Origin of the sequence: Nonomuraea typhae (assembly GCF_009760925.1) — a bacterium.
GTDB classification, from domain to species: Bacteria; Actinomycetota; Actinomycetes; order Streptosporangiales; family Streptosporangiaceae; genus Nonomuraea; species Nonomuraea typhae.
This window is the reverse complement of record NZ_VRLV01000022.1, coordinates 171895-185037: the sequence shown is the minus strand read 5'-3', so window position 1 is coordinate 185037 and position 13143 is coordinate 171895. Positions and strand designations below refer to the sequence as shown.

The window sequence follows — 13143 nt, the reverse complement described above, 5'->3', positions numbered from 1 at the left end:
CCGCCCGGCTCAGCAGTTCCGCACGCTCGTCCTCGGACAGCGTGACTTCCACAGCGGAAGGCCCCGGATGCGACATGCCAACAGGCTACTTCCTTACCCTCAGAATTTCTGGCGCATCACACTAGCGCCCGGTCACGATCCGCTGACGGCCGCCACGAGGTCGAGGAAGGAGCGGATGAGCGGGTTCCCCGCGGAATCGGCCCAGGCCACCACGACCGGACTGGGCGGCTGGTCGGCCAGCCGTACCGCGGTGAGACCTTCGGGCAGATGGTGGGGCAGCGGCGTGAGCCCGACGGTGCCGTTCCACAGGACGGCCTGCACGCACTCCTCCACGGTGCGGACCACGGGCCCCTCGCGGGGCTCACCGGCGTTCCAGTAGTCGCGCCACAGCGGGTCGGTGCCGTCGGGGAACTGGAACCAGCGGCGTCCGGCCAGGTCGCGCAGGTGCAGGACGTCCCGGCGGGCGAGCGGGTCGTCGGCCCGCAGCACCGCGCCCACGGGATCCTCGCGCAGCACGTGGACCCGGAGGCCGCTCCGGTCGAACGGCAGCCTGGTCAGCGCCACGTCGGCCAGCCCCGCGCGCAGGCCGGCGGCCGGGTCGCTGAGGTCGGCCTCCCGGATGCGCACGGTGACGTCCGGGTGCCGGGCGCGGAAGCCGTCGGCCAGCCGGATGCGGGCCTGCTCGGCGTTGCCGGCTAGCGTGCCGATGGTCAGGGTGGAGGCGGCCGTGACCCGGGCCCGTGCCTGCGCCGCCTGCTCCAGCAGGGTGCGGGCCTCCTCGAGGAGCGCCTGCCCGGCGGCGGTGAGCGTGACGCCGGCCGGGGAGCGGTGCAGGAGCGTGGCGCCGAGGTCGGCCTCAAGCCGCCTGATCGCGCGGCTGAGCGGCGGCTGCGTCATGTGCAGGCGTACGGCGGCGCGCCCGAAATGCCGTTCCTCGGCGATCGCCACGAAGTAGGTGAGCAGGCGTAGCTCCATCAGCGGCCACGATACCCGCACGGTATCGGCGCTGCGCGAGCGGTGTTGGACCCCCTGGAACCCCGGGCGGTGAACTGGGACCCATGACGAACCATGACCCTGTGGTCCAAGTCGCCGGGGCTGAGGAGCTCGCCCGTGACCTGGTCGTGATCCCGAACCGGCGGGTGGAGCTGGTGCCCAACATCGGCGTGATCGGCGGCACGCGGGCCGTGCTGGTCGTCGAAACCGGCCTGGGCCCGGCCAACGCCGAAGCCGTGCTGGCGTTCGCCGCCGAGTTCGCCCGGGGGCGCGAGCTGTACCTGACCACCACGCACTTCCATCCCGAGCACGCCTTCGGCGCCGAGGTGTTCGCCGGGCGGGCCACGTATCTGGTCAACCAGGCGCAGGCCGACGACCTGGCCGCCAAGGGGCCCGGGTACCTGGGGATGTTCAGGGGACTCGGCGACGGCGTGGCCCGCCGGCTGGAGGGCGTCTCCCTGGCCCAGCCCGACGTCGTCTACGCCGACGCCTACGACCTCGACCTGGGCGGCCGGGTGGTTCACCTGCGCGCCACCGGCCGCGCGCACAGCAAGGGCGACCAGGTGGTCACCGTGCCCGACGCCGGGATGATGTTCACCGGCGACCTGGTGGAGGCCGGCCAGTTCGCGATCTTCCCGTGGTTCCCGCCGCACGACACCGACGTGTCCGGCGTGCGCTGGATCACGGTCATGGAACGGCTGGCGGCCCAGGCTCCGCGCGTGGTCGTGCCGGGACACGGCGACGTCGGCGGCCCCGAGCTGCTGGCCGCCACCGGCGACTACCTGCGGCTGCTGCGGGACGAGACCTGGCGGCGGCGCGACTCGGCGATGCCCGAGGAGACCATCGTGGCGGAGGTCAGGGCGGCGATGCTGGCCCGCCACCCTGACTGGGCCGGGCAGGATTGGATCGAGAAGGGCGTCGGCTGCCTCTGCGCCGAACACCCCTAGCTGTTCTGACCTGAGAGGTTGGGTTCGCGGTTGGCGGGTGGTTGGCCGCCGAGGGCGTCGCGCATGTAGACGAGGGCGGCGCGGTCGTCCAGCGGGCTGGTCGGGATGGGCCCGCCTGCGGCGACCTTGGCGGCCGCTTCGCCGGCGAGCGTCCTGGCCGCCAGGGCGGCGAAGTCGTTGGCCGTCTCCAGGTACCTCAGGACGTGGGCCGCCTCGGTGACGCGGCCGACCGCGGCCATCATGGTGACGAACTCGACGCCCACGACCCCGGCGGCGACGACGTTGTCGGTCTCCAGCAGTTCCGTCACGTGGGATCGGAGGAGCTGGAAGGCCCGCGGCCGGTCGCCGCGGCGGAACGCGGAGCGGGCCGCGGTGGTCTTGCCGGCCGACAGCGTGCCCGCCGGCACCTCGACCCCGGCGGCCTCGTCGAAATACCGCGCCGCCTCGTCCTGCCCGCCTTGGAGCAAGGCCGAGTACCCGAGCGTCTGCAGCGCCCAGTGCAGCAGCGTCGGCGGACCCGTGACCCGATACCGCTCCGCCAGCGCCGAGACCGACGCGTCGACCTGCTCGAACCGCCCGATGCCCAGCAGCGGGCCCGCCGACGTCATCTCGAGGAACGCCGCCAGGTCCTGCTCCACGGCTTGTGCGGCGTACGGCAGGCTGCGCCGAAGGGCCTCACCGTCGCCCGACGCGTAAGCCTGCGCGTAGCGGCTCAGCGGGTGGTCCGGCGGGCCTCCCCGTCGTACCCGGCGGCCGCCGCGAGCGCGAGCTGGGTCTTGCCGATTCCGCCCGGCCCCACCAGGGTCACGATCGGGCAGCGCCGGAGCGCGTCGGCGACGGCTCGCAGGTCGTCGTCCCGGCCGAGGAGCCGGATCACCGGGGGGCGCTGCCGTACGTCGTGGGCCAGGATCTGTGACTCGAGCTCCCGCAACTCCGGCCCCGGCTCGACGCCGAGCTCGGTCACCAGGTGCTCGCGTGCCCGCCGGAAGGCGGCGAGCGCGTCGCCCTGGCGGCCCGCGCGGTACAGCGCCGTCATCAGCAGCGCCCACAGACCTTCCCTCAGGGGGTGGCGCTCGGTGAGCTCGGCCAGCGTGCCGACGACCTCCTGCGGATCGCGCCGCCCGAGGCCGGCTTCCACGGCCCCCAGCCACTCCTCGGTCAGCCCGGCCACCGCCGCCGCGAGCCCGGGCGCGTCCAGGCCCGCCAAGGGGTCGCCGCCCCACTCCGCCAGAGCCGCCGTGACCTCACCGTCGCGCAGCCGCCGCCGGAACCGGGAGACGTCCACCGCGTCCGCGGGTACGTCAGCGCGGCGAGCAGCGTCTGCGACTTCGCCGGGCCGATGTCGATCGGCCGGCCGTCGTCGGTGGAGGCTCGGACACCCCCGAGCAACGCGATCCGCACCACAGGCCCGCTCCCGGATGTCGACCTCCGGCCGAGGCTCCCATATCGGCGAAATATCCGGCAAGCCCGCCGCACACCACCCGCACACCGGCGCCGCCGACCCTGGCCGCATGCGCAAACAGACACTGGCCCGGGTGACCGGCACCCTTTTCCTCACCGCCACCGCGGCAGGCGTGCTCAGCACGGTGGTGCGCGGGCCGGGAGGCGGCATCATGGCGCTGATCATGGCCGTCGCCATCGCCATGATCGCGCCGACGCTGTTTCCGATCCTCAAGGAGTACGGCGAAGCGCCGGCGCTCGGCTACGTCGTCACCAGGACCCTGGAAGTCGTCCTCCTGTTGCCCGCGGCGATCGGGCCGCTGAGCGGTGGCGCGGTTCCGGGGTACGCCGTGTGGGGGCACAGCAGCGTGGTCTTCTTCTGCCTCAGCGTCGTGCTGCTCAACGTGCTGCTCTACCGGTCGCGGTTCGTGCCCCGATGGATCTCCGGCTGGGCGCTCGCCGCGGTGGCGCCGTATCTGGCCGGCGGCCTCCTCGTCGTGTTCGGCGTGGTGTCCCCGGATTCACCGGTGTACGTCGTGCTGTTCCTTCCGCTGGCCGTGAACGAAATGGTGCTGGCCGTGCGGCTGCTGGTGAAAGGGTCAGGAGACGGCGCCGGACCGGTCTAGCACCTGGACGTACCAGGAGGCGTACGGGGTGTCCGTGGCCGGGTAGCCGGCGATCGGGGTGGTGGCGTCGGCCGCGGAGTTGAAGCCCCAGCCGCGCACCAGTTTGCCCGCCTGGCGGGCGCCGGTGATGAACGCGGACTCGCTCGCGGGGGCGGCGTAGAACAGCGCGTCCTGCTGGAGCTCGGCGCTGTTGCCCTTCTGGAACTCGTGGAAGGCGACCTGCTGGTAGCGGATCAGGTCACCCGTGACCCGGTCGGTGTCCACGCGCAGGGTCTCGGCCGGGGTGGCGCGGTCGGCGGCGGTGCGCACCCGGACCCAGGAGGCGCCGGCGGCCGAGGTGGTCTTGTCGTAGCGGGGGTCGGCGGTCTTCCCGTTGCCGCTCCAGGAGACGGCCATGTCGCCGAGCACGCCGTCCCAATCCCAGTTCTGGCCGCCGCTCTGGCTCTGGTGGATCTCGCGCAGCCGCGCCTGGCCGGTGAACCGGATCGTCGGCCTGACGCCCCGGTCGTACTGACGGCCGGCCGACCAGCGGATCTCGCCCGTGGCGGCGTCGAGCCGGCCGACTCGGTACCACAGCGCGTCGGTGTTCTCGGACTCGTGGACCTCCACCACGTCGCCGTTGTCGTTCATCGCCACGGCCGGGTTCTCGCCGGTGTCGTACCTGCCGTGGCGCAGCCAGCTCACCCGGCCGTCGGAGCCGTACCTGCCGGTCCAGTACCAGAGCGTGCCGTTGCCCGAGTCGTGCACCTCGACGACCTGGCCGCGGTTGTTGAGCGCGATGGCCGGGTTGTAGCCGGTGTCGCGGCGGTACAGGGTGCGGGTTCTCCCGTCACCCGAGAGCACGGCGAGGATCCGGCCACGCAACTGGCCCACCGTCGGCGGGCCCGCGGGCCGGTAGTCGGACGCCCTGAAGAGGCGCTCGCCGAAGGCGGAGGTGAGCCGGTCGTTGAGCGCGGCCAGATTGCCTTCGGCGTGATTGGCGTTGTCGGTGAGGTTGTCCTTGACGTCCAGGGCGACGACGATCGGGGCGGCCTGGGGATGCGCCGCGGACCAGGTGCCGACGGTCCTGAGCCAGTCGCCCAGGTTGCCGGAGGCGGGGTTGCCCGCGTGGTCCACCTCGTCGCCCGGCGCGTCGTGGCCGAGGGCGTAGTCGCCCCGGCTGGTGAACCCGTTGTCGTGGATGTCGTACTCGACGAAGCGGATGCCCGCATCGAGCTGCTGGGAGATCGGGCCTCTGGCGCCACCGAGGTTGCCCGAGTAGCTGTTGTGCGTGGCACGGAAGACCGCCGCGGTCAGCGGTGGCTCCGCGGCGGCGGCTTCGGCGTTTCCGCTGGTCAGAAGGCTGGCAGCGGTCGTGACGGCCAGCAGGGATAAGGCGGTTGTCGATCGCGGCATTCACCGATCATCACATCGGGGACGACCTTCGGCCACACGATCGGGGCCGAAGGACGCGGGCCCGGCCCTTTCGGCGTCACGGCAGGCGCAGCCCCGCCACGAGGAGCGCGACCATGCGGCGGGCGTCGTAGCGGGGATCGTGGTCGGCGCCGATGCAGAGGTTGCCGACGCCGCGCAGGAACTCGTACGCGTCGGTGTCGGCCCGGATCTCACCCGCGGCGGCCGCGGCGTCCAGCAACCGGGTGCACACCGGGAGAAGCCGGTCGAGCAAGTAGCCGTGCAGCGTCTCGAAGCCCACCTGATCGGAGCGGAGCACGGCGGCCAGCCCGCGGGTGGTGACCAGGAAGTCCACGAACAGGTTGACCCACCGCCCCAGCGCGGCGAGCGGGGCCGGACCGCTGTCCAGCAGGCTGCGGCCGGCCTCGGCGCACGCTTCGACCTGGTGCCCGTAGACGGCGATGACCAGGTCCGCCCGAGTCGGGAAATGTCGGTAAATCGTGGCTACTCCGACACCTGCCCGGGCGGCGATGTCACGCACCGGCGCCTCGACCCCCGAGGTCACGAAGACCGCCGCGGCGGCGTCGAGCAGCGTCCGCTCGTTGCGCTGGGCGTCGGCCCGCTTACGCCCCTGCCCCGCGACCCCATCGCTCACTGCGCCTCCGACGCCGGCCAACCGGAACGAAGTTCCCCATCGTATCGGCAGGACGGCTCGGTCCTTCGGGAGAGGCCGTCTCTAGAGGGCGGCCTCCAGGTCGTCGAGGGCGCCCAGGGCGTCGGCGAACTCGGGTGCGGAAAGGCCGAGCGCGCGGGCCCGGCCGAGCGCGTCCCGGGCGGCGGCCGGATCGCCGGCCCGCAGCGCGAGCTCGGCCCGGTAGGCCAGCGCCTCGAGGAGCTCGCCCGGAGTGGCGGTGTCCCGGTCCCGCTCCAGGGCGTCGTCCAGGATCTTGGCCGCCCGCACGTGGTTGCCGTGGGAGTCGCCCATCACCACCGCGCTCCGCAGGGACTTGGTGAGCCTCCCGTGCTCCTCCTCGGGCAGGGGCTTGGCCGCCATGATGCGGATCCAGTTGCCGCCGGGGTCGATGACCGCGAACCCGGAGTGGCCGTCGGCGTTCTTCCGCCTGCGGGGCCGGGTCATCCGGGGGATGCCGGACACCAGGAGCTTTCCGTGCTTCTCCCGCATCCCCGCGGCGAACGCCTCGAACAACGCCCCGGTGTCGGGTACGACGACCACGCAGGTGCCGTAGGAGTCCTCGGGCTTGAAGCCCTCCGGCATGCCGAAGAAGCCCAGCTCGAGGTCCTCGCGCTTGAGCGCCACATAGGGATTCGGCCGGGTCTGGTAGTAGGTCTTGGTGAAGCCCAGCATCGTGTAGAACTCGACCATCTCGTCGATGGACCGGCAGGGGAGCAGCGGCACGGTGATCTCGTCGGCCATGAAGTCCTCCACTAATCAAGTTTGACTAGAGCCTACCCCATGGAGAAGGCCGGTCATGGCGGTGATCAGCGTCTGTTCGAAGCCCATCGTGGTCGTGCCCTCCTTGCGGCTGAGGGGTTTGCCCAGGTGGCCGTAGACGGTCATCGCGCCCCCGGCGATCCGCGGGTGGTCGGTGGACCAGCCGCACGTGTAGTACTGGGCCCCGCCGCCGTTGATGAGGCCGTCGGAGGGGATGTAGCCGGGCACCTCGTTGGCGTAGGCCGCGACCCAGATGCCGGGGTAGCGGGCGCGGAAGTAGGCGGCGTAGCCGGAGACGAGTTCGCCGCCGATGAGGGCGAGGCGCAGGGAGTCCCCGACGGTCCATGACTGGAGGGGAACGGGCATGGCGGTGGCGAAGGCGCGCCGATCGAGCTGGTCGATCATCATCTCCGCGTGGCGGCGGTAGTAGCCCAGGCCGTGTTTCGCCAGGCGCTGGGTGTAGTCCTGGCGCATGGCCGGCAGGTCGCCCAGGTCCAAGGGCAGGTCGACGTCCTGGTAGGCGGTGCGGATCGGGCCGCGGAGGGTACGGCCGGGCGTCCGGGCGGCCTGCAGGACGGCGTCGCCGAGGATCCGGCCCAGCCGGTCGCGCAGGGGCCAGCCCCGGGAGCCGGTGGGCGCCTGGTCGCCGGCCGCGCCGGGGACGTACTGGGCGAAGACCTCCGAGGCGGTCTCGATCCGATGGACGGCGGCGCCGGGGTAGTCCGGGTCGAACAGGCTCTGCTTGCCGGCCGAGACGGGGTGGCAACCGTACCCGAAGAGGATGGCGAGCGGGCGGCCGGTGAGGCTGCGTGCGGTGAGGACGGGCACGTCGCGTTCCCGGTAGGACAGGCCCTCGCGGTTGAAGGAGAAGTCGGCGGCCGTCACCGTGTGGTCGAGGGTGCAGGGGATGCGCACGGCGCTCAGGGTGTCGCGGACCAAGGTGACGATCGTTGACATCAGGGTCGAGCTGTAGGCGAGCACCGGGTCCATCTGGCGGCCGCTGATGTTGTAGGCGATGTAGGGGTCGAGCTTGTCCAGGAGCACGGGGCCGGTATGCGTGTGCGTGGCCAGCAGGGCGAAGTCGGAGCCGGCCACGCCCAGCGACTGCACGCCGTGCCGGATCATCTGGCTCATGCTGCGCGGCAGGCCCAGGACGTCGGCCGTCACGACGACGACCGGGCGGCCGTGGTCCCAGTAGACGGTGCAGCGTGCCCAGAGCGGCTGGTGGGCGCCGGTCGCCGCGTGTGGCGTGTCGACCGCGTACCCGGCCAGGTACATGCCCGGGGCGGGGGTGATGTCGGCCTTGCCGAAGGAGACGGCCAGGTCCCCCGCAGGGGCCGTCAGCGCCGCGAAGGCGGTGACGGCCGAACCCCGCAGGAAGACGCGGCGGGTGAGAGCAGGCACGCGGACCCCCTCAGTGGCTCTTCACGAGACCGTGCTCGGTCAGCTCCCAGAAGTGCCGGCGGCTGGGCCGCAGGAGCTGCCACACCGCCTTGTAGGCCGCCACGCTCATCAGCGCCCAGTACAGCGGGACGAACAGCATCGTCCGGACCGCCGCGTGCAGGCCGCGTTCCAGGCATCCGGCCATGTAGCCGTGCATGAGCAGCAGGTTGCCGGCGACGAAGGACAGCGCGGCGATGTAGAGCACGGGGCCGGGGAAGAGCCCGGCTATCGGGTCCGAGCCCGCGACGAAGTAGAGCACGGTCATCGCCCAGAAGATCGGGTTGAGCAGCGTGGTGAGCGTGGAGAAGCCCATGGTGAGGTGGAAGGCGGCGAAGCCCCGCGGCCCGAGGTCCCGCCACAGCTGCGCGGGCGAGCGCATGTGGACCAGCCAGGTCTGGCAGTACCCCTTGATCCACCGGCTGCGCTGGCGCAGCCAGTTGCCCAGGCGGCAGTTGGCCTCCTCGAGCGTCACCGACTCCATCATGCGCACGCTCCAGCCGCGCCGGGCGATGCGCATGCCCAGGTCCGCGTCCTCGGTGACGTTGTACGGATCCCATGCGCCCAGGTCGCGCAGCGCGTCGGTGCGGAAGTGGTTGGAGGTGCCGCCCAGCGGGATGGGCAGCCGGAAGCGGTCGAGGCCGTGCAGGAACTGGCCGAAGTTCTGGGCGTATTCGGCGGCGAAGCAGCGGGTCAGCCAGTTCGTCCACGGGTTCCAGTACTGCAGTTCCGCCTGCACGCACACCATCCAGCGCGGCGAGCTGCGGAAAGCGGCGACGGCCTTGCGCAACTGCCGGGGCTCGGGCTGGTCCTCGGCGTCGTAGATGACGCAGAATTCGCCGCGCGCGTGGGTCAGGCCCACGTTGCACGCCTTGGGCTTGGTCCGCGGATGGCTGGGCGGGATCAGCACGGTCTCGAAGCCCTGCGGCAGTTCGGCGGGCAGCGCCCGGCGGGTCTCCTCGTCGTCCTCTTCGATCAGCAGCAGGATCTGCCGCCGGTCGGTGGGGTAGTCGAGGGCGGCCAGCCGGTCGAGCAGCCCGGAAAGGACCCGGCCCTCGCGGTGGAGCGGCACGAGCACGGTGTAGACGGGCAGTTCCTCGTAGGGCGGCAGCTCTCCCGCGGAGAAACGCATCACGCGCGACCGGTCACCGCCGCGGCTCAGCAGCACCTTGAACGAGATGACCAGGACGTACAGGACGCTCGCCGCCGCGGTCAGTGCCAGGCCGGTCGCGCCGGGCCCGAGAAGGGCCACCGCCGCGAGCAGCAGCCCTGCGCCGACGGCGACGAGCGCCTGACCGCGGTTGAGCAGGGTCCGCGCGCTGTCGCACGTGAGCGCGGCGGCCGTGGTCAGGGTCTGCTGGCTCACGTGTCTGCCTTCCTGTAGATGCGGCGGTAGTGGTCCTCGTAGACGAGCGTGTAGGGGCGCAGCGCGGCCGAGCCGTCGAGCGCGCGCCAGACCTGGTCCTGCCGGCCCTCGGCCTGCCGCAGGTGGATCCACCGGATGCCGTTGGCCGCCGGGTCGCGCAGGGCGGGCTGCCAGCGGCGGAAGCTGCCCTCGTACACGATCGACGGCAGCGGCACGTGCGAGTCGAACGTCATGGTCTCGTTGCCGAAGGTGGCCATGAGCACGTCGCCGCCGGTGTAGTTCCGCTTCAGCCACTGCGCGGCCCTGGCCGCCGCGTGCTCCACCTCGGTGGCGCGGAACGCCTCGGCCTCGCGCCTGGTGTCGATCCCGCTCGCGGTCGCGGCCACGCAGCATGCGACGATCACGGCTCCGGCGGCGATCTGCCCCAGACCGCGCACCCTGGCCGCGGGGACGCGGGCCAGCCGGAGGCGCAGCGCCGTGACCGCCGGCCGGATCTCCGCCACCAGCCCGCCCACCAGCAGGGCCACCGGCAGCAGCATGACCAGGCCGAACCGGACGTTGTAGAGGTCGCCGGTGATCTCCTCCACGTGCAACGGGCGCTGCCCGCCGTACAGGGTGAAGACGAAGAAGGGCAGGAACACCAGCAGGGTCAGAGGTACGGCGCTGCGTCGCCGCCACAGGTGGACGGCCAGCCCGCACAGCGCCAGGATCGGCAGCGCGGGTCCCATGTTGCCCAGGACCGCATAGACGTAGGTGAGCGCGGAGACGCCCCAGCTTCCCGCCGTCACCTCGGCGCCGGACACCCACAGGGACGCCCGGGAGAATTCGCCGTGGTGGAAGAAGAACGGGTCACCGAAGATCACCACGTTCCAGGCCAGCCAGCCGGCGATGCCGGCGAAGGCGGGCAGCGCGAAGTAGATGACGTGCGCCTCGACCCGGCGCAGCCGGCCCTCGCGGGAGGAGCGGATCCAGGTGATCGCCGCCACCACGACGGTGGCCGCCGGCACGAACACCCACGCCTCGTACCTGGTGAGCGTCGCGAGCATGGCCGCCAGGCCCGCCGCGGCCAGGTGGCGGTGCTCCCAGGCGACGCTCCACCGGGTGAGGTGGTAGACGGCCGCGGCCAGGCAGGCGAGCAGCGGGAGCTCGGTCATCGGGGTGCTCTGCAGATAGAGGGCGCCGGGGCAGAGCGCGAAGGCCGCGCCCGCGGCCAGGCCCGCCGCCCTGCTGCGGGTGAGGAGGTGCGCCGTCTTGTAGAGGTAGCGCGCCGTCAGCACGTACGCCGTCATGGAGATCAGCGACCCGGCCAGCCCGGACAGATACCAGGCGTCGATCCAGATGAGCGGCAGCGCCAGCAGGTGCGGCAGGGGCAGCCACACCCCGCCGAGCTGGGCCAGCCCCGGCGTGGGCGACTCCAGGACGCGGCGGGAGATGAGCAGGTGGGAGACGGCGTCCGGATACGACAGCGGCACGTTCGCGAACCACACGTACGCGACCACGGACAGCACCGCCGCGACCACGGTCAGCACCGCCAGCGCCGGGTCGTGCGGGCGGATGAGCCGCTGCGCCGCCCGGCCGAGCGGGCTGTGCCGGAACATGCCGGCCCACAACCGCACCAGGCCCAGCAGCGACCGCAGCACCACCGCCGGATTCAGGCCGGTCTGATGACCGTGTTCACGCGGGAAGTGCTCGACCGGCCGCTGCACCACCCGGGCGCCTCGGGCCTGCACCTTGGCCAGCAACTCGGGGGAGATCGTGGCGGCGTCGCCGTACAGGCTCACGTTCTCCAGCAGGCGGCGGTCCAGCAGCTTGTAGGCGCAGTCCACGTCGCGCACTCGCACACGCAGCAGGGCGCGGCCCATCCTGGTCCACAACCAGCCGCAGACCCGGCGGGCCAGCGGATCGGCCCTGCGCATCCGGTAGCCGACCACCGCGTCGGCGCGCTCCTTGCCCGCGACCTCGACGAACCACGGGAGCTGACGGGCCAGGAACTGCCCGTCGGAGTCGGTCAGGAAGATCAGTTCGGCGTCGGTCCGCTCCAGCGCGGCGTGGATGCCGGTCCGTACGGCGGCGCCGTACCCCTGGTTGGTTTCGTGGTGGACCACGCTGACGCGGCCGGGGAAGCGGGTGGCGAGGTCCTCGGCCACGACGCCGGTCGCGTCGAGCGACCCGTCGTTCACCACGATGATCTGGTTCTCGCCGCCCTCGAGAACGCTCAGGAAGTCCATGACGGTGGCTTCAAGGTTGCCCTCCTCGCAATAGGCGGGCATCACTACGGCCAAGCTCACTTACATCTCCTACGCGACGGCATCGACATCCTCGATCTGACAAGAGGGAGCAGGCAAAGTTGAGCAAGGATTCAGTGCGTTTCGCAGGGGGCGCGCCGGTCTTGACCAGCTCAAAGACACCTGAAGGGGGCAACGATGCGAAGGGTGATGTTCGGGGTGCTGATGGCCTCATTGGCCTTGGGCGCGGCCCCGGCCGCGGGCTCCTCCTCGACGGGGTTCGTCACCCGTGACGGCACCCGGCTGACGCTGGACGGCAAGCCGTACCGCTTCGCCGGGCTCAACGTCTACAACGCCGCCAGCGACGGCAACTGCTGGTACACCATGGCGCTGGACAAGTCGATGCGGCAGATGGCGGGCAACGTCATCCGCGTCTGGTTCTTCCAGCGGCTGGCCACCAAGAACGGCCGGCGCGACTGGCGGGCGCTGGACAACGTGGTGGCCACCGCCCGGCGCCACGGGGTGAAGGTGCTGCCCGTGCTGACCGACCAGTGGGGCAAGTGCGAGTGGAGCGGCTACAAGACCGAGGATTGGTACCGCGACGGCTACCGGGAGATCGACCCCGGCGGCATCGTCTCCTACCGGGAGTGGGTGGCCGAGGTCGTGCACCGCTACCGCAACAGCCGGGCGATCGCGCTGTGGACGCTGGTGAACGAGGCCGAGGCCAAGCCGGACTTCCCCAGCGAGGAATGCGGCCCGGAGGCCACCTCGGTGCTGCGCGACTTCGCCGACGACATGGGCGCGGTGGCCCAGCAAGCCTCGTCCAACCACCTGGTCACGCTCGGCACGATGGGCGGCGGCCAGTGCGGCACCGCGGACCAGGCGTACCGGACGGTCTACGCCTCACCCCAGATCGACGTGTGCGAGTACCACGACTACCACGAGCACGACCAGCCGATGCCCGGCAACCGGTGGGACGGCCTGGCGGTACGGCTGGCCCAGTGCAACGAACTGGGCAAGCCGATGTTCGTCGGCGAGGCCGGCATCGACGCCCGGGAGGCGGGCGGCCTGCGCAAACGCGCGCAGGCGTACGCGGCCAAGATGGCCGCCCAGTTCAAGGCCGGGGTGACCGGGTTCGTGATCTGGGGCTGGCGCGACGCCGGCCGTACCGACGGAGACATGTTCGCGGTGGGGCCCGGCGACCCCGTCATCAACCTCCTGGACCGCCTGGCCCCCCGGTCGCGGTAGATCGGGTTCTTGT

12 protein-coding genes are annotated in these 13143 nt (G+C 71.9%); 3 read left to right on the top strand and 9 right to left on the bottom strand.

Annotated elements, in window-relative coordinates; genetic code table 11:
- Nucleotides 1–132: 132 nt before the first annotated feature.
- On the bottom strand, nt 133–975 hold the full coding sequence (locus FVE25_RS50140; protein WP_157254472.1) for a LysR family transcriptional regulator: 843 nt from the start codon (nt 973–975) through the stop codon (nt 133–135).
- An 83-nt stretch (nt 976–1058) separates the two neighbouring features.
- Here FVE25_RS50140 and FVE25_RS50135 point away from each other — a divergent pair, with 83 nt between their 5' ends.
- A complete protein-coding gene (locus FVE25_RS50135; RefSeq protein WP_157254471.1) occupies nt 1059–1940 on the top strand; it encodes an MBL fold metallo-hydrolase in 882 nt (293 codons plus the stop codon).
- Here FVE25_RS50135 and FVE25_RS50130 read toward each other — a convergent pair.
- Together FVE25_RS50130 and FVE25_RS50125 are read right to left on the bottom strand one after the other, a co-directional pair.
- Complete coding sequence (locus tag FVE25_RS50130) at nt 1937–2578, bottom strand: hypothetical protein (protein WP_157254470.1); 642 nt, start codon at nt 2576–2578, stop codon at nt 1937–1939. The two genes, FVE25_RS50135 and FVE25_RS50130, sit on opposite strands and share 4 nt — an antisense overlap.
- 74 nt (nt 2579–2652) lie before the next feature.
- Entirely contained in the window at nt 2653–3225 is a 573-nt protein-coding gene (locus tag FVE25_RS50125) for an AfsR/SARP family transcriptional regulator (RefSeq protein ID WP_219826002.1), read from the bottom strand.
- 226 nt (nt 3226–3451) lie between these two features.
- Between FVE25_RS50125 and FVE25_RS50120 the strand changes: the two genes are divergently transcribed.
- Nucleotides 3452–4006 carry a DUF4386 domain-containing protein gene (locus FVE25_RS50120; protein WP_157254469.1) on the top strand — a complete coding sequence of 185 codons (555 nt, stop codon included), beginning with the start codon at nt 3452–3454 and terminating at the stop codon, nt 4004–4006.
- Here FVE25_RS50120 and FVE25_RS50115 read toward each other — a convergent pair.
- From FVE25_RS50115 to FVE25_RS50090, 6 genes are all read right to left on the bottom strand, one after another.
- Complete coding sequence (locus FVE25_RS50115) at nt 3980–5401, bottom strand: PI-PLC domain-containing protein (RefSeq protein WP_157254468.1); 1422 nt, start codon at nt 5399–5401, stop codon at nt 3980–3982. The genes FVE25_RS50120 and FVE25_RS50115 overlap by 27 nt on opposite strands.
- Before the next feature lie 76 nt (nt 5402–5477).
- Nucleotides 5478–6053, bottom strand: coding sequence for a TetR/AcrR family transcriptional regulator (locus FVE25_RS50110; RefSeq protein WP_157254467.1), 576 nt, complete (start codon nt 6051–6053; stop codon nt 5478–5480).
- 81 nt (nt 6054–6134) lie between these two features.
- A complete protein-coding gene (locus FVE25_RS50105) occupies nt 6135–6833 on the bottom strand; it encodes a VOC family protein (protein WP_157254466.1) in 699 nt (232 codons plus the stop codon).
- Between the two features lie 15 nt (nt 6834–6848).
- Entirely contained in the window at nt 6849–8255 is a 1407-nt protein-coding gene (locus FVE25_RS50100; RefSeq protein WP_157254465.1) for a hypothetical protein, read from the bottom strand.
- Between the two features lie 10 nt (nt 8256–8265).
- Nucleotides 8266–9657 carry a glycosyltransferase gene (locus FVE25_RS50095; RefSeq protein WP_219826001.1) on the bottom strand — a complete coding sequence of 464 codons (1392 nt, stop codon included), beginning with the start codon at nt 9655–9657 and terminating at the stop codon, nt 8266–8268.
- Nucleotides 9654–11945, bottom strand: coding sequence for a glycosyltransferase family 2 protein (locus FVE25_RS50090; protein WP_219826000.1), 2292 nt, complete (start codon nt 11943–11945; stop codon nt 9654–9656). Before FVE25_RS50090 ends, FVE25_RS50095 begins: the two co-directional genes overlap by 4 nt.
- Before the next feature lie 135 nt (nt 11946–12080).
- Between FVE25_RS50090 and FVE25_RS50085 the strand changes: the two genes are divergently transcribed.
- Nucleotides 12081–13130, top strand: coding sequence for a glycoside hydrolase 5 family protein (locus FVE25_RS50085; RefSeq protein ID WP_157254464.1), 1050 nt, complete (start codon nt 12081–12083; stop codon nt 13128–13130).
- The last annotated feature ends 13 nt before the right edge of the window (nt 13131–13143 follow it).

What these genes read in the sequence shown, in the direction of transcription:
- FVE25_RS50085 (WP_157254464.1), top strand. Translation starts at nt 12,081, where the DNA reads ATGCGAAGGGTGATGTTCGGGGTGCTGATGGCCTCATTGGCCTTGGGC.
- FVE25_RS50140 (WP_157254472.1), bottom strand. Translation starts at nt 975, where the DNA reads ATGGAGCTACGCCTGCTCACCTACTTCGTGGCGATCGCCGAGGAACGG.
- FVE25_RS50135 (WP_157254471.1), top strand. Translation starts at nt 1,059, where the DNA reads ATGACGAACCATGACCCTGTGGTCCAAGTCGCCGGGGCTGAGGAGCTC.
- FVE25_RS50115 (WP_157254468.1), bottom strand. Translation starts at nt 5,401, where the DNA reads ATGCCGCGATCGACAACCGCCTTATCCCTGCTGGCCGTCACGACCGCT.
- FVE25_RS50105 (WP_157254466.1), bottom strand. Translation starts at nt 6,833, where the DNA reads ATGGCCGACGAGATCACCGTGCCGCTGCTCCCCTGCCGGTCCATCGAC.
- FVE25_RS50120 (WP_157254469.1), top strand. Translation starts at nt 3,452, where the DNA reads ATGCGCAAACAGACACTGGCCCGGGTGACCGGCACCCTTTTCCTCACC.